23 protein-coding genes are annotated in these 21,219 nt (G+C 36.9%); 8 read left to right on the top strand and 15 right to left on the bottom strand.

The genetic code is table 11. The features are described 5' to 3' along the window. Positions 1-50: 50 nt before the first annotated feature. From GJV85_RS00590 to GJV85_RS00575, 4 genes are all read left to right on the top strand, one after another. Positions 51-1,820, top strand: coding sequence for an ABC transporter ATP-binding protein (locus GJV85_RS00590; protein WP_207561955.1), 1,770 nt, complete (start codon positions 51-53; stop codon positions 1,818-1,820). Positions 1,821-1,903: 83 nt separating this feature from the next. Continuing rightward, positions 1,904-2,377, top strand: a complete 474-nt coding sequence (locus tag GJV85_RS00585) for a hypothetical protein (protein WP_207561954.1) — start codon at positions 1,904-1,906, stop codon at positions 2,375-2,377. 66 nt (positions 2,378-2,443) lie between these two features. Continuing rightward, a complete protein-coding gene (locus GJV85_RS00580) occupies positions 2,444-4,135 on the top strand; it encodes a hypothetical protein (protein WP_207561953.1) in 1,692 nt (563 codons plus the stop codon). Positions 4,136-4,258: 123 nt separating this feature from the next. Then, entirely contained in the window at positions 4,259-4,687 is a 429-nt protein-coding gene (locus GJV85_RS00575; protein WP_207561952.1) for a globin domain-containing protein, read from the top strand. 9 nt (positions 4,688-4,696) lie between these two features. Here GJV85_RS00575 and GJV85_RS00570 read toward each other — a convergent pair whose 3' ends face one another. The 8 genes from GJV85_RS00570 to GJV85_RS00535 all read right to left on the bottom strand — a co-directional run bounded on the left by GJV85_RS00570 (position 4,697) and on the right by GJV85_RS00535 (position 12,661). Beyond that, positions 4,697-6,040 carry a PAS domain-containing sensor histidine kinase gene (locus tag GJV85_RS00570; protein WP_207561951.1) on the bottom strand — a complete coding sequence of 448 codons (1,344 nt, stop codon included), beginning with the start codon at positions 6,038-6,040 and terminating at the stop codon, positions 4,697-4,699. 210 nt (positions 6,041-6,250) lie between these two features. Beyond that, positions 6,251-6,949, bottom strand: a complete 699-nt coding sequence (locus GJV85_RS00565) for an ABC transporter ATP-binding protein (protein ID WP_207561950.1) — start codon at positions 6,947-6,949, stop codon at positions 6,251-6,253. A 1-nt stretch (position 6,950) separates the two neighbouring features. Next, positions 6,951-8,096, bottom strand: a complete 1,146-nt coding sequence (locus GJV85_RS00560) for an ABC transporter permease (protein ID WP_207561949.1) — start codon at positions 8,094-8,096, stop codon at positions 6,951-6,953. Beyond that, complete coding sequence (locus GJV85_RS00555; RefSeq protein ID WP_207561948.1) at positions 8,093-9,235, bottom strand: efflux RND transporter periplasmic adaptor subunit; 1,143 nt, start codon at positions 9,233-9,235, stop codon at positions 8,093-8,095. The genes GJV85_RS00560 and GJV85_RS00555 overlap by 4 nt, the downstream gene beginning before the upstream one ends. Beyond that, on the bottom strand, positions 9,232-10,479 hold the full coding sequence (locus tag GJV85_RS00550) for a TolC family protein (RefSeq protein ID WP_207561947.1): 1,248 nt from the start codon (positions 10,477-10,479) through the stop codon (positions 9,232-9,234). Before GJV85_RS00550 ends, GJV85_RS00555 begins: the two co-directional genes overlap by 4 nt. Positions 10,480-10,532: 53 nt before the next feature. Next, positions 10,533-11,594 carry a sensor histidine kinase gene (locus GJV85_RS00545; RefSeq protein WP_207561946.1) on the bottom strand — a complete coding sequence of 354 codons (1,062 nt, stop codon included), beginning with the start codon at positions 11,592-11,594 and terminating at the stop codon, positions 10,533-10,535. Further along, the gene (locus GJV85_RS00540; protein ID WP_207561945.1) at positions 11,581-12,234 is read right to left on the bottom strand and encodes a response regulator transcription factor; all 654 of its coding nucleotides are present in this window, start codon (positions 12,232-12,234) and stop codon (positions 11,581-11,583) included. Before GJV85_RS00540 ends, GJV85_RS00545 begins: the two co-directional genes overlap by 14 nt. A 40-nt stretch (positions 12,235-12,274) precedes the next feature. Next, complete coding sequence (locus GJV85_RS00535) at positions 12,275-12,661, bottom strand: AlbA family DNA-binding domain-containing protein (RefSeq protein ID WP_207561944.1); 387 nt, start codon at positions 12,659-12,661, stop codon at positions 12,275-12,277. A gap of 166 nt (positions 12,662-12,827) precedes the next feature. Between GJV85_RS00535 and GJV85_RS00530 the strand changes: the two genes are divergently transcribed. Together GJV85_RS00530 and GJV85_RS00525 are read left to right on the top strand one after the other, a co-directional pair. Beyond that, positions 12,828-13,481 carry a response regulator transcription factor gene (locus tag GJV85_RS00530; protein ID WP_207561943.1) on the top strand — a complete coding sequence of 218 codons (654 nt, stop codon included), beginning with the start codon at positions 12,828-12,830 and terminating at the stop codon, positions 13,479-13,481. Beyond that, entirely contained in the window at positions 13,468-14,715 is a 1,248-nt protein-coding gene (locus GJV85_RS00525; RefSeq protein WP_207561942.1) for a sensor histidine kinase, read from the top strand. The genes GJV85_RS00530 and GJV85_RS00525 overlap by 14 nt, the downstream gene beginning before the upstream one ends. Here GJV85_RS00525 and GJV85_RS00520 read toward each other — a convergent pair. The 3 genes from GJV85_RS00520 to GJV85_RS00510 are packed head-to-tail and all read right to left on the bottom strand — an operon-like array spanning position 14,710 to position 15,902. Then, on the bottom strand, positions 14,710-15,123 hold the full coding sequence (locus GJV85_RS00520; RefSeq protein ID WP_207561941.1) for an arsenate reductase ArsC: 414 nt from the start codon (positions 15,121-15,123) through the stop codon (positions 14,710-14,712). The two genes, GJV85_RS00525 and GJV85_RS00520, sit on opposite strands and share 6 nt — an antisense overlap. Next, on the bottom strand, positions 15,120-15,443 hold the full coding sequence (locus GJV85_RS00515; RefSeq protein WP_207561940.1) for an ArsR/SmtB family transcription factor: 324 nt from the start codon (positions 15,441-15,443) through the stop codon (positions 15,120-15,122). Before GJV85_RS00515 ends, GJV85_RS00520 begins: the two co-directional genes overlap by 4 nt. Positions 15,444-15,446: 3 nt before the next feature. Next, positions 15,447-15,902 (bottom strand): ArsI/CadI family heavy metal resistance metalloenzyme, encoded by a 456-nt coding sequence (locus GJV85_RS00510; RefSeq protein WP_207561939.1) that lies wholly within the window; start codon positions 15,900-15,902, stop codon positions 15,447-15,449. A gap of 129 nt (positions 15,903-16,031) precedes the next feature. On the opposite strand from GJV85_RS00510, the gene GJV85_RS00505 reads away from it, so the two are divergent. Both GJV85_RS00505 and GJV85_RS00500 read left to right on the top strand, forming a co-directional pair. Further along, complete coding sequence (locus GJV85_RS00505; RefSeq protein WP_207561938.1) at positions 16,032-17,294, top strand: arsenic transporter; 1,263 nt, start codon at positions 16,032-16,034, stop codon at positions 17,292-17,294. Between the two features lies 1 nt (position 17,295). Next, a complete protein-coding gene (locus GJV85_RS00500) occupies positions 17,296-17,751 on the top strand; it encodes a rhodanese-like domain-containing protein (protein WP_207561937.1) in 456 nt (151 codons plus the stop codon). A gap of 10 nt (positions 17,752-17,761) precedes the next feature. Here the strand turns inward: GJV85_RS00500 and GJV85_RS00495 are convergent, their stop codons facing one another. Genes GJV85_RS00495 through GJV85_RS00480 form a run of 4 tightly spaced genes read right to left on the bottom strand, consistent with a single transcriptional unit; the run spans position 17,762 to position 21,219 of the window. Continuing rightward, positions 17,762-18,154: an allophanate hydrolase-related protein gene (locus tag GJV85_RS00495; protein WP_207561936.1), complete on the bottom strand. Its 393-nt coding sequence runs from the start codon at positions 18,152-18,154 to the stop codon at positions 17,762-17,764. Beyond that, complete coding sequence (gene atzF, locus GJV85_RS00490; protein WP_207561935.1) at positions 18,147-19,481, bottom strand: allophanate hydrolase; 1,335 nt, start codon at positions 19,479-19,481, stop codon at positions 18,147-18,149. The genes GJV85_RS00495 and atzF overlap by 8 nt, the downstream gene beginning before the upstream one ends. A 9-nt stretch (positions 19,482-19,490) precedes the next feature. Further along, a complete protein-coding gene (locus GJV85_RS00485; RefSeq protein WP_207561934.1) occupies positions 19,491-20,396 on the bottom strand; it encodes a DMT family transporter in 906 nt (301 codons plus the stop codon). Then, positions 20,377-21,219, bottom strand: coding sequence for a sugar phosphate isomerase/epimerase family protein (locus GJV85_RS00480; protein WP_207561933.1), 843 nt, complete (start codon positions 21,217-21,219; stop codon positions 20,377-20,379). Before GJV85_RS00480 ends, GJV85_RS00485 begins: the two co-directional genes overlap by 20 nt.

The following is a 21,219-nucleotide window of genomic DNA, read 5'->3' as shown; positions in this document are numbered from 1 at the left end:
GATTAAATTTTCTACTTAATGGTAACATAAAATGAAGCTATAATTCCCAAATGAACAATGAAACAATAAACCTCAAAACCATTATAAATCTTGTTTTAGAAAAAAAGTCATCTCTCATTTATGGGCAGATTATTACACTTATAGCCATACTTGTAAGCGTTCCCATCCCTCTAATGCTTCCATTTATGGTTGATGAAGTGCTTCTTGATAAGCCTGGAGTATTTGTAAATGCCATTAACTATTTTCTTGGTGGGACTACGGCGTTTAACTACATACTCATAGTCACTCTGTCTGTGATTTTTCTTCGTTTTATCTACTACTTTTTAACAGTAGTTTTGACTAAAATCTTTACAAAAATAGCAAAGTACGTCACCTACATGATTCGAAAGCGTCTTATAAACCATCTACAAATTACGGCGATGAATGAGTATGAAACCCTAGGAAGTGGGGCCATCACTTCAAATCTCGTCACAGACGTAAACACTCTTGATACTTTCATCATAACTGGCGTTAGTAAGTTAGTCTCTTCCGTTTTAACGCTTGTTGCAGTCGGTGGCGTTATGATAGCCATCAATCCTATTCTTGGTATTCTTATTCTCATCATACAGCCGCTTATCATGTTGCTGAGTAAGAAAATGTCTACGATAGTTGGAAAACTCAAAAAACAGGAGAATGAATCTATCTCTAATTTTCAAGAGGACATCGGCGAAACGCTAGAGCTTTTTGGACAGATAAAAGCGAGTAATCAGGAGAAGTACTTTTTTTCACGCGCTAACAAGTTAGCCAAACAGATTCAAACTACCTCTAACGAGTATGGCTATAAAAACGTAGCTTATGAGAGACTCTCATACACTATCTTTTTGGTGATGTTTGAGATACTTCGAGCTTCTGGTCTAGTGCTTGTCGCCTATAGCGAGTTGAGCATCGGTATGATGTTTGCCATGTTTGGATACATCTGGTTTATCATGACTCCCGTTCAAGACATGCTTAGTATGCAGTATAGCTATTCCGCAGCAAAGGCGGCGTTAGAGAGAATAAACAAGATACTCATTCTTAAAACGCAAGAGAGTGGAGAAGAGATACTTAACTCAAATGAGATAAACGTCTCCCTCAAAAACGTGGACTTTGCATACAAAGAGGGGAAAAACATCCTCCAAGAGATATCTCTAGAGATAGCTACAGGCTCTAAAATCGCTCTCATTGGTGCCAGTGGAAGTGGAAAAACTACACTCGCTCAAATCATCTCCGGTTTTTATGAAAAATGTGCGGGAAGCATAAAGTATAATGACATGGAGATAGAGAAGTTAGATAAAAGCTCACTCAGAGAGAAGGTATTTTTAGTCCTTCAAATGCCCATCCTTTTTAACTCTAGCCTGCGTTTTAACATCACTATGGGCAAAGAGAACATTAGCGATGAGACGATTGAAAGAGCCTTAGAAGTTGCGCAACTCACAGAGATGGTAGAGGGCATGGATGACAAACTAGACACCATAGTCGGTCATCATGGTGTTAGACTCTCAGGTGGACAGAGACAGCGTTTAAGCATAGCTAGAATGATAGTGGCAAATCCTAGTGTAGTCATCTTTGATGAGTCTACCTCAGCACTTGACGTGCATACGGAGGCAAAACTTCAAATCATGCTTGAGCCAATTTTAAAAGATAAAACAGTCATCACCATCGCACATAGGCTCTCAACCGTTAAAAACGCGGACTATATCTACGTTTTAGAAGAGGGTAAAATTGTTCAAAGTGGAACTCATGATGCGCTTGAAGCTGAAGAGGGTCACTACAACGAATTTGTTAAGGGGCAGTTGGTTTAATATTAAGCCTATTAATGAGTAATTTAGATGCTTCGATGTAGAGTGTTGCTTATAAAAATATGATTGCTAAGAAGTGGAGAAAAATGACAAAGAGAGAAATAAAAGCTATAAACTTTACGCCAAAGTACGATGTTCTTGAAGATAGGGTAAGACTCTCTATTAACTATGAAGATATAAACAATAGAGTTGATTTTATGATTACAAGGGCTTTTAGTCTAAAACTACTCCCAACCTTGAGTGAATACATGGATAAATTTTATGCAGGTACACTTCCTCAAGAGAGCAATGCTCCTCAGCCAAGTAAAGATACACTTGTAAAAAATGAGCAAACTTCTCGTACTGATGATACAAACTTAGAACTCTACAAACAAGGAGACGAGCTACTCAAAGAGGTGAAGTTTTCTTATCTCAAAGAGAGTAAACGAACTATTATTCACTTCATTTCAGAGGAGAGTATAGCCGTGGTAAATTTAGACGCCCCAAATATGCAACAAATTTTTAGTGTTATAAAAGCGACTATTCCATACTTCTCATGGGGAATTTCTCAAAGCTTGTAATCAGTGTGTAATCATTTTATGCTATTATAAGATTCTTTAATAAGAATCTTTTAAACGGACAACAAAATGATACAAACACTCTCTCATACATTTAAATTCCAAACACCTGACACATCAGCTGAACATGGCCTATTAGAAAACATCATCACGATTACTCAAGAGGATTCTATTAAGCACTATGTTCAGTATATGCAGTATTGGACTACAGAGGTAGAGGGTAAAAAAAATATCCAAACAAGACAGGTAAATATAAAAGTTGACCGTCTCTACTACCTTGAGATAGCAAATATCTGTATAGATGACTTTATGAGAAGAGGTTACTTCTTTGCTATACTTGGTCGTCGTCGTTTTGGTTCTAACAGCAAAAGACTTGACTTCTATCTGTTAAACAAAAATCTCAATACTGATACACTCGAAGAGATATATAACAAACTCTATGGTTCACAAGAGTTTAAACCATCTTACACAGAGACTACAAGTCACTCAACAAACTCTTACAAAACTTCTCCATTTGATATGGGCGATAATCACATCATATTTTTAGACCAACTAAACACTAGTAAACGCAAGGATCTGCATAAAACATTTATAGTTGAGTTAAGTAAACAGAGTTTTGAAAACTACAAACTCATAAGTAGTGAAAAAGAGAAGATAAACTACCTTTTTAATAAAATAGGAAAGATACACTTTAAATCTCTTGAGATTGAAGAGCTCGAAATTGAGATAGGGGTAAAAGATATTGACTCTATTGCCGAGTCAAAACTACAAAAAAGCAACCTTGAGATAGAGCGGGCGGCAAAACTTAATGAGAACAGCCTCTTTCGTAGACTAAAAGATAAAAGTAAAGAGGTAGAGGCTGTCTACTTTGACCTCTACAACAAAAGTAACGAACTGATGAAAAACCCATCAGATGACAATACTATTCACCTCTTTAGTATCTCCGTTTTAAAGTTTGAGATATGTATGAAAGATATTTATCAACTAGAAGAGATAATGTCACACTTAACAACTATTCAGATGTTAGCTGAGTCTGGAAATATCGCTTATATTCTCACGAAACATGATCAAGACTTCAAAGATATATTTTTCTATGCACTTGAATCTTTAAGCTCTTGGAATAAGCATATTTCAAATCAAGAGGAGAATGTATATGCATTTAATGTTGCGACTATAGACCTTCAAGACTCCTTGCGTTACCTTGTTGACATATGTTTTAAGTTCAAACATGAGTATCAGTGTGCTGAGAGCCATACTCAAAAGCAAGGGACTCCAAAAGAAGATACTTTCACTGAGACAATAAAAAATACTAAACAGACTAAAACTATCTCAGCAAGTGAGTTCTTTGAAGGTTTAGAACTTGATAATGAGGTTTATGAAGAACTACTTGAGCTTGAGCATGATATCAACGAGTTTATCTACACTACACACTACAACGAAGACTTAAATGAACACTTCATTCACTTTTTAAAGGGTTATACAAGTGCACTCAACCCTCTTTTTGAGTTTAAAGATTTAAGTTACTCATTTATGCTTCTTGCTCAAAACCTACAAGATGCTGATATCACTAAAAATGGTGATGCCCTTCTTACTCTAGTGCAAGATATCGTCTCAAACATACTTGAGTGGAAAAAAACAGTCTTAATAGAAAAAACAGCTAATGATATTCACTACATGAACTCATCTTTTTACTCAAGTATAATGCAGATAGAAATAGCAATCGGTCGCAGAGCACAGGCACAAACAGTAACTAAGAAGTAATTAAATTCTTTTGAGAATATTAACTGCTTCTTTTTTGATCAAGTCTTTATATTATATACTACCTATATGTAGTATAATGTCCTCAAGTGTTTAATTACGACATTATAATTACAAGGAAATAGTATGAGTTTATCACAAAAAACAATCGACATAGTAAAAGCAACGGCAAAGCCAGTTGCAGAAAATTCTGAAGCAATCACAACAAGAATGTATGAGATTTTATTTTCAGAGCACCCAGAACTCAAAGAGTTATTTAAAAATGCAGACTCTGATCAGCACAAAAAACTAGCTTCTGCAGTCTCTGCATATGCAGCAAACATTGACAACTTAGGTGTTTTAGCTAAAGCAGTTGAGAAAATGGCTACTACACATGTAAGAGTTAAAGTACTTCCTGAGCACTATCCACTTGTTGGTGTTTCGCTCTTAGGTGCAGTAAAAGATGTTTTAGGTGATGCGGCAACTGATGAAGTTATAGAGGCTTGGAAAGAGGCTTATTTCTTTTTAGCAGATATTTTAATTGCACGTGAAAAAGAGCTTTACGCTCAAGTGTAACTTTAAAAATTACACCTCCAAACTAGAGGGCAATATAATTATAAATTTTGCCCCTCTATCTGTATTATGTACAGAGATTTTTCCCTTACAGTGCTCCTCTATAATCGTTTTAGACATATAAAGACCTAGTCCAGTGCCATCTTTTTCATGTTTTGTACTAAAATAAGGGTCAAATATCTTTGGTAAGATATCCTCGGGTATACCACCTGCATTATCTTCTATACCTAAAACAGCATGATCTCCTCTATTTTCACAGCTGATCCATATTTTTGCATCTTGTTGATTTTTCTCAGAAAAGACGTCCTCTGCGTTCTTAAGAATATTTATAATCACTTGCTTAAGTTCATTCTCGTAGGTAGTAATCTTTATGGGTGTTTCTAAGTTAAGATGCTCTATACAGATACTTTTTCCCTCAAGTGTTTTGCCAATAATCTTTAAACACCCCTCAACAATATCTTGAATTGTAGTTGTTGTTGCTTTTTTATTGCTTTTATAAAAGTTTCGAAAATCATCAATGGTTGATGACAGGTGTTGCGTTATGGCAGCTATGGACTCAATTCGCTCTTGAAAAAACTCTTTATTATATGCATCTAACAATATGTCTAAACTAAGTGTCGCTGAGATAGAAGATATGGAAGTAAGAGGCTGTCTCCACTGATGGGCTATCATACTAATCATCTCACCCATCTGAGCAAGTCTAGATTGTCTAAGAAGGTATTCAGACTTCTCTGCATTCTTTTTTAGCTCATCGAAAATGCGATTTTCTAATGTTTCGTTTAGGTGTATCAACTCAGTAATATCTTGTCGCATCGCTATAAACTTTTTGATTTTCCCCTTACTAGAGAGTACTGGATTTATAGTAGTATCTACATAATAAACCTCTTTATTTTTAGAGAGGTTTTTTAAACTTCCATGCCATGGTTTTTTTGCAAGAAGTGTTGCCCACATCTCTTTAAAGACTTCAGGACTACTATCTGGATGACGAATAATACTATGAGGTGACCCAATAAGCTCTTCTCGAGAATAACCAGAAATAGTAACGAAAGCATCGTTTACATAGATGATATCACCATTGATATCTGCCATAGAGACGATGGTGCTTGCGTCGATTGCTTTTTTATACTCATTAAGCATTCCAATATTTTCAACAAGTTCATCCGAAGTGTATTGCAGTGAAGAGGAGAGTTCTTTATTCATTCTTTGTATATCTAAGCTCTTCTCATCAAGAGTAAGCTGAAGCTGACGGTTTGTCTCATAAAGTTCCAAACTCTTTATCTCTAAAAGCTTTTCCGCCTCCTCTCGTCTTTGGCGTTCTCTTTGGAGTTGTTTTTGAAGTAATAGTTCATTATCCATTTTCATCCCTCCTTATTATCAGTGGAGCAACATAGGGATAACCTCTATCGAGAAAGTAATCGCCAAATGCTAACAATATCTCTTGTTCTGATTCAATATATTCATATAAGCTATTAAAAATAACACCACGCATAAGTACCGCCCATTAAAAAACACATAATTTCATTTATAATCTTAGTATATTATAGTTACATACTGATTACATGAAGGTTAAACTATTACTTTTTCCACCACAACTGCTCTATTTTCAATCTTTAATACTTTATCGCAGTACTGCAACATTCTCTCATCATGGGTTACCATAACTATGGCTACGTCTTGCTCTAACGCTATCTTTTTTAGCATCTTTACAACATCTATGGAGCGCTCAGTGTCCAGTGCTGCTGTTGGCTCATCAGCGAGGATAATTTGAGGATTATTTGCCAAGGCCCTTGCAATTGCGACTCTTTGATTTTGTCCGCCTGAGAGTTGTGTTGGCATAGACTTCTCTTTGTCCGCTATGTCAAAATACTTTAGCAACTCTCTTGCTTTTTTCTTTGCGTCTTCATCTGAGGTTCCATTTGCTTGAGGTAAAAGCGTAAGATTGTCTATAATGTTTAAAAATGGAATGAGATAGTGCGCTTGAAAGATAAAGCCTATTTTCTCTCGTCTTATTTTTCTTGTCTCTTTTGTAAGCCATTTATCATCATAAACTTTTTCATCCCCTAGCCATATCTGACCAGAGTTTGGCTCATCAACGCAGCCAAGCATCATTAGCAGAGTAGTCTTTCCAGCACCACTAGGAGCAACAAGCGCTACAAGCTCCCCTTTGTTTACCACAAAAGATGCATCATGGATAACATCTACAAAGGTATCTCCCTTTCCAAAGTGTTTGTTTAGTTTTTCCACTCGTATTGCTTGTTTTGTCATCTCACCCACCTATTGCCGCAGTTGGATCTGCGTTTACTACTTTTTTCACACCTATAAATGAGGCTAAAATCGATGCCATAAGAACAATCCCTAGTAGTAAAAAAGAATCCCATGGCTCTAGAAGTACGTTTTTTGGAAACTTTTCATAGATAAGGTGTGCAAATATATTTCCAAATATAAACGCCAAAAATCCCAAGATAAGTGTCTCTTCAACTATCATCTTTATAATCATAGAGTTTGGTAGACCCATAAGTTTCATGATAGAAATCTCACGCATTTTTTCTAATGTCATAGTATAGATAATAAGCCCGATGATGATGGTAGCAACTCCAATGAGAATGACGGTAAAAAGTCCTATCTGCTTTGAGGACTTCTCTATTACATTTCTTGTAAGAACCACTTTTTGCTGCGCTCTAGTGTAAACGCTTTTATGCATCCACTTTCTTATATACTCAGCACTCTCATCTACACTATAACCCGGTTTTGTTGTTGCTATGATGGCGTTTACGAGATGCGAGTCTTTATTTATTATGCCTCTTGCTCTATCTGTTTGGATGCGTTTGTTAGTGTAGGTAAACTGTAACTCTTGAGCGTCTTTAAGACTTATGTATATGATTGGATCACCGCCAGAGGCAACCGTTCCATGTGTTATCCCAACCACTCTAAAATTATTACGTCCTAGCTCAACTTTATCATTGAGTTTATAACCTGTTTTATCCGTTACTACTATCTCATATCTCTCATTTTGCAAAACTTTTCCTGCTATGAGTCTCTCAGGATTGATTGGATTCATCTCTCCATGTACGTCATAACCGATGGCTAGTACTGCAAGCTTTCTATCTGCTAGAGGGAGTTGAAAGTTTTGAAAAGTTATCGCCTCACTCTTATCTATAGCCTGGATAGACTTGAGTGTGTACTTTAAATCTTCATGGATTCTTGAAGCCTCAGCAAAGGGTCCAAGAGTATTGTCTTGGACTACCCATAGGTCAACGCTCAAGTCATCTAAGAGAATCTCAGCATCAGCTATCATTCCTCTATAAACGCCCATCATGATAAGGACTATTCCAAGGAGCATTCCAACACCCATACCCGTAACCAAAAACTTACCAAGTGTGTGTTTTATATCCTCTTTTGCTAAGTGTATCACGATCGTATCTTCATTCCATCTTTAAGAGTTTTTTTTGACTTGTTTGGAACAATTATTTTACTCTCGCTACTGATGTTTTTTATAGCTATCTCACTCTCGCTTTGAGCTATTTTTTCTATAGCTAAAAACTTTGCACGTCCCTCTTTAGCTAACCAGATACCAAGTTCACCTTCGCGTTGTACTATGACTGATAGTGGTAACTTTAAAACATCCTCTAAAGTTTTAATAGAGATAGTCACTTCAGCCTGCTCATTTATGTAAAAAGGCTCAGGGATGCTTTCAAACGCCACGTTTACTTCTCGCTCTAATGTTACAGCATCACTCATGGCGTCTACTCGTTTTACAAAACCTTTATATAGCTTTTGAGGTTGTGAACGCAAGCTAATAGTCGCTTTTTGCATAACTTTTACTTGAGAGCTTATTCTCTCATCTATCTTTGTCTGTACCCATAAAGTTTTTGGATCAACTATACTTAATATCGGGCTAGAAGGAAGGACATTCTGTCCTACTTCTGCGTCTCTGCTTATGACATATCCATCAACAGGCGAGTAGACTTTTAGTCTATCTATCTTAACCTCTATAGCTTCTATGTTTTTTCTACTAACAATCAAAGCCGCCTTTGCAGAATCTATGCGAGAAGCTGAGACAACTACGTTTGCCTGTGCACTTTTGAACTCTGCTTCAGCCTTATCGTACTCAGACTCTGAGGCAAAACCTCTCTCTTTGAGCTTTTTATAACGACTGTAAGTCACCTCTAAAAGAGCCTGTTGCACTTTTAGGTTTTTTAGTTCACTCTTTGAAGCTATGTAGTCATACTCTGCTTTTAAAAGATTTGCATGGGCTACTTCAAGTTGCTGAGGCAGGTCTATACTGTCCATCTCTAAAAGTAACTCTCCTTTTTTAACCCAAACGCCATCATCAGCTAATATCTTGATGATTTTCCCAGCGCTCTGAGAAGTAATTGGATAGATATTTAAAGCACTTACATTACCTATGCCGCGGATGTTTACCTCTAACTCACCCTTAGTTGGAGAGATAGTCTCGTAAGTAGTTTTCACCACATAGACTTTGTTATAAAAAAGAGTTGCTCCAACACCTACTACTATGGCGATTATAAAATATTTTATAAATATTTTCATTTTAACTTTCCTTGTAAATATTCTAAACGATGAATGGTTGAGCTTCTCTCATAGAGGCTTTGTAAGAGTGAGAGTTTTGCATCAAGTGTAAATGTATTTACATCTAACATCTCTATGTAAGTCGCTAAACCCTCTTTATACCTTGCCTCAAGAACTCTTTGAGTCTGAGTAGATGCTTTTATCTCTAACTCTTTAGACTCTATGCTCTTCTCATATCTTTTTAGGTCAATCATAAGAGTTGCAAACTCCTCTTTAAGAGCTAACTCCTTGGCGTTTACATTAGCCTGAGAGCTCTGCTTATTGATTATGCCCTGCTCAACTTGGGCTGAAGTTCTCCCACCACTATAAAGAGGCACTCTAAGTGTCAAACCTATAAGGCTCGAGTCATACTCATTGAGTGTGTTTTGGAGAGTATAAGAAGCGATAGCGTCAATAGAACCATAATGAGAGGCCTTAGCCGCCTTGTAGTTGAGCTCATCTTTTTTGAGACTATTTTGCAAACTTTTAAGAGCAGGTGATGCCTCTAAAACGCTCTGCTCATTTGTAGTAACTACTTTTCTTTTTCCTAGAGTGTTTTGAAGTATGACATTTTTGTCTATCTCTTGACCTATATATAAAGAGAGCACCGTTTTTGCCTTAAAAAAGTTCGCCTCTGCAATAGCAAGGTTATCTTTTGCTCTATAAAGAGCAGATAAAAAGCGAGTAGCATCGGCATCTGTTTTCATACCTAACTCCACAAAAGCCTGAGCCTGTTTGTAGAGTTCCTCTTTTACTTTTACATCCTCTTCTCTTACCTTGATAGCTTCGCGTTGCACTAACATAAGTTCATACTGGAGCTTTACCTTGTAGACCAAAAGAGCTTTGATATCTAAGAGTGATTGCTCTGCTGCATTTTGTTCTATCTCCCCAGCTTCTATACTTAAACTTGTTTTAGAAAAATCCCAAATCTTTTGGTTGAGTGTCGCGTTTACAAGCCAGCCATCACTATCTTTGGTATTAAAAACACCATTGGCTGGGAGTGTGTATGTTCGTAGAGGATCATACTCTGCGTTTAGATTGATTTGAGGAAGATAATCAGCTCTTGCAATTTTCTCGGCACTCTGAGCCCTTTTAACTTGCAGGGATGATTTTTGAATGTCTGGATGATTTTGCAGCGCCTTTTCTATGGCTTCTTGAAGCATTAAACTACTAGATGCTCCAAGCACTGCTGAGACAGATAAAATAATGAAACTAAATTTAAACACTCTCTCTCCTTAAATAAATTAATTAATTAATTAATTATACTATGATAATAGCACTAAATATTAAACTCTAAAATAAAACAGCTCCCCTTATCCGAGGAGTTTACCGCTATCTTGATATCCATCGCTGCTGCTAATCTTTTTACTATGTCTAGCCCTATTCCGCTACTATTTTCTTCACTATAAGAGCGTTCAAAAATCCTACTTGGCTCTTTAATCCCTCCACCACTATCTTCTATGTAAAGTTTCTTCTCTTTTACATATATTTTCACGCTTCCATTTTTTGAGTTATATTTGCAGGCATTTGAAATTATATTTTGTAAAATCTGCTTAGTAGCATTTTTATTGAGTCTTACATTTAGCTCTGAGCACTCTCTAGTAAACGCTATCTCAGGATATATCTGTTGCTGCATCTGCACCACTTCATCTACGATTTCACAGATTTTAAGCTCTTCTATTTGAAAAGTCTCCTCTTGAAGTAAAATAGTAAGATTTTCATGAAGTTCGGAGATATTGTGCACGCTTTTATTAAGCCGCAGTAGCGCACTGTTTGAGCTAAACTCTGGGAGTTTTTTTAACAGTTTCATATTGAGTTTTATAGAAGTTACTGGTGTGTTTAGGTCATGTATGAGATCTTTTGCAAACTTATCTAGAGTATTTATACTCTCTTCTAGAGGCTTTAGAGCGCTCTTTGCAAGCAGATAACTCAGGTATGCAAAGAGTAGCAGTAAAAAAGCTTGAAGAGCGATAACCTTTAGCTTTAAATCATACACTCTTGCATCATAATTTTCCTTAGATTTGTAGACCTTTAGATATCTCAACTTCTTATGCATAGGAAGAAGTTTACTAAACTCTTTTTCTTCAACGCTAAAGTTTGTTATCTCCGTATGTGCACTCAGAGTTACATACTCATGATGATAGTCTGAAGTAAAGTCGTTAGGGGCATCTTGCATCTTTATATATCTTGCATACTTTATCAGTAAAAATTCTTCCGCTTTTAAAAAGTGCTCTTTTGTCTGGTTAAAGTAAAAAAAACCTGCAACAAGAATAAGCAGCGCGACGCTAACGAAGTAGGTAATGAAAAATTTTAAAAATGCTACTTTTTTATGCTGATGCAAGTCTGTACCCTATCCCTTTGATGGTCGTGATTGGTAAGCCAATTCTGCGAAGTTTGTTTATGTGAACTCTTAGTGAGCCCTCACTCATCTCCCGACCCTCACTCAAGTACTCAAAGATAGTCTCTTTTTCAAGAGTTTTATCTAAGTTTTTAAATAATAGTTTAGTAATTTCTAGCTCGTAAGGTGAGAGTGCTACAAACTCTTTACTTAGATAGAGCTCATTTTTATCTATGGAAAAGACAAAATTATCCACTACTATCTCTTTAGCGTACGAGTTAAATGATTTTCGTAGAAGCGCATTTATTCTCACAAGCAACTCATCAAAATCAAATGGTTTTTTTATGTAATCATCTGCACCCATGTCAAAACCTTTAGACAAGGAAGCGACATCAGTAAGGGCTGTTATAAAGATGGCAGGAGTAGTATCTCCACTCTCTCTTAGACTTTTAAGTAACTCAAATCCATCAAGATAAGGGACGTTTACATCAAGAAGTAAAATGCTAAACTGTTTTAAAAAAGTACTCTCTAACGCGAGCTCACCATCGGCTACATGAGTAACTTCAAAACCTTCACTCTCTAAGAGTTCTACTAATGTTTCTGCTAATACTTCATCATCTTCTAGTAATAATATTTTTGACATAAAAGAAGTATATATAAAGAGTCGTTAGCTAAACGTTAAGCTACTCTACAATTGCCCTACTCAAAAGAAAAGTGTCAAGCTCCGCGCCTTTTAACTCTAGAGTGCTACTTTCTACTCTGTGGTAATACCCACCTTCATAACTGATGGCATTAGGATAGCGTGGCGTTATGATTTCAAGATACTCTTTAGAGTCTTCTACAAGCAAATTTACATCAATTTCCACACCCAAGATATCCCTTGCTTTATTTGGAATCTCTACTAGTAATTTTTTTGCATTGGCAACTCCGACGATACTTGTATCATCTGCAACTCCTATGTAGAGCTTTCCTCCATCAGTATTTGCAAAAGCACTAATCCATTTGATGTAATCGTCTTTCCAAATTTGTTTAAACTCTATGGTTTGGGATTCTTGCATTTGTAACTTCATTCTTATTTGCCTTTTAACATTAACATGTAGCATTTCAATCTATGTAGTTTATTATAAAAGTCATTTTAATCCAATCAATTTATTTAAATATTTCACTTTTATCTAAGCTTCATTTGAATTCCTATATAATTAATTATTATCTTATAATCATAGGAATCTATATTACATGAGACGAATATTATATTTAGAAGATGACCCAAAATTAGCACAGATAGTTGTCGAGTATCTGAGTAGGTTTTACCAAGTTGACCACCTTTCTCATCTTGAAGATCTAAACAGAAGAGTTGAGCACTTTAACTATGATGTTGCGATTATAGATAGAAATCTTCATGGCGAAGATATTGGACTCAAGGCTATAGAAATTATTCATAAAAAAGATGCAACAACGGGAGTGATAGTTACAAGCTCTTATAGTAGTGTTGATGACAAGATAGACGGCCTCTCTTTGGGTGCTGATGATTATCTGGAAAAACCTTTTAACATAAGAGAACTCGAAGCGAGAATAGCCGTTTTACTCAGACGAAAACTTCCTACAAACATAGAACTAAATGGTATGAAATTTGACACAGAGTCCCGCCAAATTGAGTATGATGGAAAAGTCATTCTGCTCTCTCAAAAAGAGAATGAAATACTTTTTTACCTCCTGGAAAACGCCAACAAAGTCTTCTCAGCTCAAGATCTTATTTATGCTATATATTCTCATCCTGATGACATTCTTCCAAATACCATCACCGTTACAGTTGGTAAGATACGTAAGAAACTCCCCGTTGAGATAATAAAAACGTTTAAAACGCGAGGATATATGATTGAAGTTCGATAATGTCTCTTTAGAGTATAGAACACTCATACTCCTTCTTGGAAGCCTTTATGCTGCCCTTATCCTTATGATATTTATCTCTCTTTCCATGCATGAGAAGAGTCTTGATGAAGAGTATGGCAGAAGCTTGGAGTTTGTCTTTGACTCTATAAAAAAAGTGCAAAAGACTCAGTTCAATCCAGAGTTTCTTAGTAAATGTAATGAAAATTGTGATGGAGTTGGTAATCCAGAGTGCATACTTTGTGAGTATAACCATAGGTTTACCTCTTTAGACCTTGAGTATTTTGCTCCCAATAAACCTTTACCTAAAAAAACAGTTTCAAGAATTATTAGCTTAGATGATGGCTCATCCGTTGTACTTTCTGTATCAGAAGAGTACATTAATGAGAAGATGACTCACTTTAGAAATATGCTTCTTATTATATTTATCACTATATCTACGATCTTTACGGTAATCGCTATCATTTTAAACAAAAAGCTTTTTTATGCACTAAAGTGTTTAGTAGATTTATGTAATGATACAACAGAGCAATCAGACACGGTTAGTTATTGTCCTTGTAGTTATGAGATTAAAGATTTAAGAGATGCTATAACGAAACTACTTATCAAAAACCAATCTCTTTTTGAGAAAAAATCTGACATGTTTAAAGAGATAGCACATGAGCTAAAATCGCCTATTGCCATTATGCAAGCAAGGCTTTCTCTCTTAAGCGTAGACGATACGCCAAGTAATGTTGAAAAATATATAAACGAGACGGATGAAGATATTGAGGATGTAAAAAACATCATCTATGAACTACTATTTCTTGAAGAGATAGAGATGGAGATTCAAAACACCCATAAGAGCGATATCTCTATGCGAACAGAGTGTAAGCTTATGCAGGGAAAATTTGGTCCCATCTTGGAACTCAATCACGTTGAAGTAAATGCACCTTGGAATGAAGACTTTCATATATATACTTTCAAACACTCAATACGTAAGGTTTTACAAGCAGTTTATGAAAATGTTTTTATTCATACGCAAAAAGGTAGCACCATAAATGTAGAAGTAGACGCTAAAAACAAAACCATGCTCATTACTAACGAAGCTAAGTCTTTAGCAGATAGAGAGAGTGCGTTTAAGTCTACAAAGATAGGAACTAAAATCATCAAAAGGCTCTCAGAGAAGCTTGACTTTACCTTCTCTACAGAACTTAAAAACAACATATATACAACTACTATTACCTTCCACTCATAGTAAAAACTCTTTTACAATAACTGGCAATAACTCTTTTTCTATCAAATCAAGGGTTATTGCATACTCAGGAACTGCTTTGCCTGATGGGTCATCAAAACCTACATGTATAGTTTTAACCACCTTAGGAAAAACGGGACACGTCTCTTTTGCGTGATCGCATACCGTTACAACTAAGTCAAACTCTTCATCTATGAGAGTCTCTATCACTTTAGAGTGGTATTCATCTCTCCATAAACCACGAGACTCTAGGAGTGTTTGTGCGTTTGGGTTGACTACTCCACTTGCTTTAACGCCAGAACTTTGTGCTTTAACATGCTCGCCTAACTTCGCGTTTATAAGCGCTTCCGCCATGATAGAGCGGCAACTATTTCCCGTACATAAAATCAGGACTCTTTTTTTTTCATTCATACTTTACATGCTCCATTATCTGATACTTTTTTTAACTCTGGCAACTTTATCTCTAAATGCCTAATCTCTTCTAGGGCTTCGCTTCTAAATCTATCAAGCGGACTTCGTATAGAGTAGTAAGCCCAAGTTCCCTTTCTCTGAACTCTCAAAAAACCAGCCTCTTTGAGTATCTTTAAGTGACGAGACAAACGCGACTGAATCATGTCAAGAGATGCTTGTAGGTCGCAAACGCAAGTCTCTCCATACTCATTTAAAAAAGATAAAATCAAGACTCGCGTTTCATCATTTAACGCCGATACGCTCTTTAAAAATATCTCCATTATTTAACAACTTCCACCTGTTGACCACTGACCGTTTGTACTAAAAGAGGGAGTACAACAACCTGTACCACCGGTAAAACTATCCCCACCGAATGTCTCTGCTTGCTCCATAGTGTGGTAGTTCTCCCAGATGATTGCGTCAGGGTCTTGTACCCAGTACTTGTTAGACTTTGCATAACAACATACCGCCTCTTTTTGCTTCTCTCCTGAAACACCAGCGGCTTGGAGTCTATCTTCTAGCTCTTGAACCGCTTCATTGCTATCAACTTGCAGACCCATATGATTAAGCCCTTTTTTCTCGCCACCAGTCGAAATTGCCAAGTTTACGGCAGGCTCGTCTACTAACCACTGAGCGTAATCCTCTTTGAGTTTTGTAGGTTCCATCCCAAAAAGCGCCGTATAAAACTTCGTGCTTTTTTCTAAATCTTCTACCGATATATGCATATGTAATCTTTTCATAAGAGCTCCATCTATTTTTTAATTGAGAAAATTGTAGCAGATTAGAATCATTAAATCAAGATATATTGATATTATGATTTAATTTAGGTATAGTTTCATCTTTATTCATATATATTTATTGGAGAAGTAATGGTATTAGCCTTATCTGTTTTTTTAGTCACGCTACTCTTTGTCATTTGGCAACCAAAAGGTTTGCAAATAGGAACAACTGCCGTAGTTGGAGCTATCGCCGCTCTTGTGGTTGGCGTTGTAAGTTATAATGACGTGTTAAGCGTTATAGATATTGTTTGGGACGCGACTTTGGCGTTTATAGGCATTATCATCCTCTCTATGATTCTAGACGAGATAGGATTTTTTGAGTGGGCGGCCATCAAAATGGCTAAACTCAGTGGTGGAAATGGAAACAAAATGTTTGTCTACATTCTCCTACTTGGTGCCTTAGTGTCGGCATTTTTTGCTAATGATGGCGCGGCGCTTATCTTAACGCCAATCCTTCTAGCTAAGATGAAATATCTTAAGATGAAACCTTTGGCAATCTTCGCTTTTTTAATGGCGGGAGGCTTCATTGGCGACAGTGCTTCAAACCCACTTGTTATCTCTAACCTAACTAACATAGTAACAGTTGGTTATTTTGACATAGGCTTTGTTGAGTATGCAAAAAACATGTTCTTGCCAAATCTTCTTTCTATCTTCGCTTCCATAGTCGTACTTTGGATTTACTTCCGTAAAGATATTCCATTTGAGGTAGACGTATCAAAACTTCCTGAGCCTGCGTCGGTTATCAAAAACCAGACGATGTTCAGACTCTCTTGGCCATTTTTAGCCCTTTTAATGGTAGGTTATTTCATAGGAGATTTTTACAATCTTCCAGTTAGTCTTTTTGCTCTTGGTGGCGCACTACTCTTTTTAGCCATTGCAAAATACTATAAGGCTGTAAAACCTCTAGCAACTATAAAGTCAGCGCCTTGGCAGGTAGTATGGTTTAGCATAGGGCTTTACGTAGTTGTCTATGGTCTAAAAAACGCAGGACTCACAGATGTCATAGCTTCATGGATAGTAGAGTTAAACGCTCATGGCTCAACCGTTGCCATCATAGGAACGGGTTTTTTATCCGCGTTTATAAGTTCAGTGATGAACAATATGCCAACTATCATGATTATGGACATAGCAATCGAGAGCGTTGGTTATGTTGGAAACGAAGCACTTGTTTACGCAAATATATTAGGTTCAAACCTAGGGCCAAAAATGACGCCTATTGGTTCACTAGCAACTCTTTTATGGCTTCATGTTTTGGCTCAAAAGGGAGTGAAAATCTCATGGAGCGAGTACATGAAAGTAGGTCTTGTTATAACGCCACCAGTACTGCTTGTGGCTCTTCTTGGATTAATCTAGCATGAAAAAAATAATTTTACTACTTATATGCAGCTATGTAATTGTATTCGCAGAGACTCTAATGCTTACTTATGATAACTACTTAAGCGCATTTACCTATGAAGAGCGCAAGGCTATGAAAATCAGTAGCGTAGAACTTGCCGTTATGCTTGAAGAAGGTGAAGCTCAACTTGTGGACATTCGATTTAAAGAAGAGTATGCGGCTTGGCATATGCCTTTCTCGATTAACATACCCATTAATGAGCTGCCAAAACGTTTGAATGAACTTGATAAGTCAAAAGTAATAGTTACGGCATGTCCCCATAAAGACCGAGCAATTATGGCGCGTACGTTTTTGAAACTCAAAGGTTATAATACTCGCTACCTCGTAGATGGTTTAGTCGGATTTGCCGAGTATCTCAGAGGTGATAACGCAAGAGAGTTTATTCAAGAGTATAATTTACTTAACAGTAAATAAAAAGAGTATTTTACTTTGAAGCAAGATACTCTCTCCATCCCCCATACTCGGTTATCTCTTTAGCACCCTCAAGATAATCGCTCTCACATAAAAAGCCATAAACTATGCTCTCATCCTCAAGGATTACACTTCCTATACACAGAGGCGAGGCAATCTGAATCATAAACGCTCCAAAGTTCTCAAGTGGCATTGACCATACTTCCAATGTTAGAGAGCTTTCACTTTTAGCGTCTCGAATCATTCCAGGACGAGGAGGAAGCTTCTGCGGCACGTCAAAGAGTCTATACCCTCTCGCCGTTGAAGTCGCCTTTACAAAACTCGCGTTTAGCATTACTAGTTGATGATTTAGAGGGAGTCCACTCATATGGGCACCACATACCGCTATTTCTATTGTTTTAGACATTGAAATCCTTTGACGTAAATAATTTGCCGTAGTTGATTAGTTTTCTATCCTCAAACGCCTCAGCAAAAAGCGTCACTCCAAAAGGCAAGCCATTCTTTCTAAATCCTGCAGGAATCGCATAGGCAGAAAAATCAAGTAGGTTCATAAAGTTTGTGTAGTAACCAAGGTTGCTGTTGAGCTCTATTGGATCCGCGTTTACTTCATCGATGGTATAAATGGTTCCGGTAGTTGGAGTCAAAGCAAAGTCAATGTTTTTCATTAAGATATCCGCTTGGCGTTTATAGGCTTTTATTTTATACTCGGCGTTAAAATAATCCTCGGCGCTTTTTGTTTTTCCAGATAAGACTATTGTTTTAGTAACATCCATAAAACTCTCAGGTTTTGTCTCCACCATATCTTTTAGAGCGACGTAACGCTCTGTAACCCATGGTCCATAGTAGAGAAGGTTTGCAGCTTCAAGCATCGGTGAAAAGTCTATCTCAAGCGCTTTACCACCCATCATCTCAAAATGCTTCACGGCTTTTTTATAGAGCTCCTCAGCTTCATTATCCTCGAAAAACTTCAACTGTTCTTGTTTTACAATGGCAAAAGAGAAAGGCGACTTAACGTTATGTTTCACATCTGGCATCACTCTTGAGTATGGATCACTCTCATCAAAAGAGATAGCTATGTCTAAAACTCTACTTGCGTCTTCACTATTTTTAGCAAAGATAGAGACACAGTCAAGACTTCTACATGCTGGTACAACCCCTGAAGTGCTTAAGATTCCTTTTGATGGTTTTACTCCTACGAGATTATTAAACGCTGCGGGAACGCGACCTGAACCTGCTGTGTCTGTTCCAAGTGAAAAGAGTGCCATATCTAAAGCCACGCTTACCGCGCTCCCTGAGCTAGAACCACCTGAAATATACTCTGCGTTTATGCTGTTTTGACACGCTCCATAGGGTGAGCGAGTACCTACCAGCCCCGTTGCAAACTGGTCTAGATTTGTTTTTCCAACTGGGATGGCTCCCGCGTTTATAAGTTGCTCAACTACGTAAGCAGATTTATCAGGTACGTAACTATAATCAGGACAGGCGGCTGTAGTAGGAATGTCCTTTAAGTCTATATTGTCTTTAATAGCGAAGGGAACACCATAAAGTGGCAAAGAGTCTACATCGCTTGATTCGAGTCTCTTGAGATAAGGCTCTAGTTCATCCTCACTTAAAACATGAATCCAGATAGGATTATCTTTATGTATCTCTATCTTCTCTTTTATCTGCTGCATTAACTCTCTTGGGGAGAGTTCTTTGTCTTTATATGATTTTTGTAAACTTGAAATTGTCATATTTTTCCTTTATAATTCAATTTTAATTGTAGGTATATCATCATCTTTAGTACGAAATGCTTCTATAGACGCAGCTGCCATTATAAGTGAACCACCTATATATTCAAATGTTGACATGCTCTCATGAGCAATTATAGTAGCTGAAGCAACAGCTGCAATAAGCTCGAAAATCATAATAATTGACGATCGACCAGCCTCCATATGTGTAACACTCCATTGTGATCCAATATTCGCTAGCAATAGCCAAAATAAAGTGTACATTATTAGCATTATCCAGCCATTACTTATGACATGTGTTGGAAGTTCTTCTACTCCTGAAAGTAATAATGTTCCTGCTAAAGTAAAACAACCTAAAAACATAATGCCTAGTTTTGAACTTACCGGAATACTTTGAGCCGCTCTAAAGAGTAAATTATTCATGGAAAAGAAAAGGCCAGAAACTAAGGCAACTAGGTCAATCCATGAGGGTGGTGTATTAAAAATTTCGAAACCACCAAGAATTATAAATGCTCCTGCTATTGCTAATGTGACACCAAGATAACGCCAAGAATCGATTTTCTCTTTTAGAAATATTCGTCCACCAGCTACACCCCATACGGGTAAGAGGTAAAACAAGACCATTACACGAATCACTTCACCATTTATGAGAGCATAAGTAAATGCAAGGTTTGCACCGCCCCCAAGGAGTGCGATTAAAAACATCATTTTCTTATGTTCTTTCCAAATTGAAAACTGTTTAATAAGCAATGGGCTTAATACTACTGCCAATATTGCATAGGCAAAGAAAATAAGTGCAATTCCATCAATTCCTGTAGCATTAATAGCTTTAAGAGGTAACCATGTTAGTCCCCAAAGTACAGAAGCAACAAATAATACAATTACCGGAAGTTGCTCTTTAATATTTAGTATAGTCATTAAAATGCTTCTTTTGTGTCTCTGCCATCCAACAGTTGATTTCCCATAAATCAGCAATAGGTGCATTTGTAAATGGTAGTGTATGTAGATAGCCATCTGGTCCAAATTCAGGTGTCATTGTAGAGATTTTCATTCCCTTTGCTTTTTGAGAATCCCAGGCTAACTCCCAGCACTCTTGATGAGATTGTAGAGCTTTTTGATACTCAGGTGCTGCGGGATGTGGCACTTGGGGACCTTGAGCATAACCAACACGAGCATGAAAATGATGAACATTTGGTGCTATTGCTTTAATTGTATCCATCTCTGTATCCATAAGACGTTCTGCAACTACACACCAGTGACTAATATCTAAAGTCAATTTCATCTCTGGTATTGCTTTAGTCATACGTCTAGTAACCCAAGGTGTAAATAAAGAACGACTACGATGAGTTTCAAAAGAGATTTCTATGTCATAACTTTTTGCTATTGCAATTGCTGATTTAAAAAATATAATACTATCCTCTTCTTCCCATGCATCACAGCCACCCATGCAGTTCATAAAACGTGGGTTTAGTTCTAGAGAGTTCTTAATAGCTATTTCCACATCGCTAATATGTTCTATTACACTATGGTCTCTCTTAGGTACATAATCACCACCTGTTGTAATCTCAGCAATAAATTCTAGCTCATATTTTTCTAAACAGGTTTTCCAATAATCACGTTCTTTTTGATCTTGTGGCGATGGTCCTTCTATACCTTCGAAGCCAGCTTCTTTCGCTTGAATACAAGCTGTCTCAAAGTCACCTTCGAATCCCCACATAGTTTTAAAATTTTCAAGTTTCAT

The sequence above is a fragment of the Sulfurimonas aquatica genome (assembly GCF_017357825.1).
In the GTDB taxonomy this organism is placed as follows: Bacteria; Campylobacterota; Campylobacteria; order Campylobacterales; family Sulfurimonadaceae; genus Sulfurimonas; species Sulfurimonas aquatica.
This window is presented reverse-complemented; position numbering and strand designations above follow the sequence as displayed.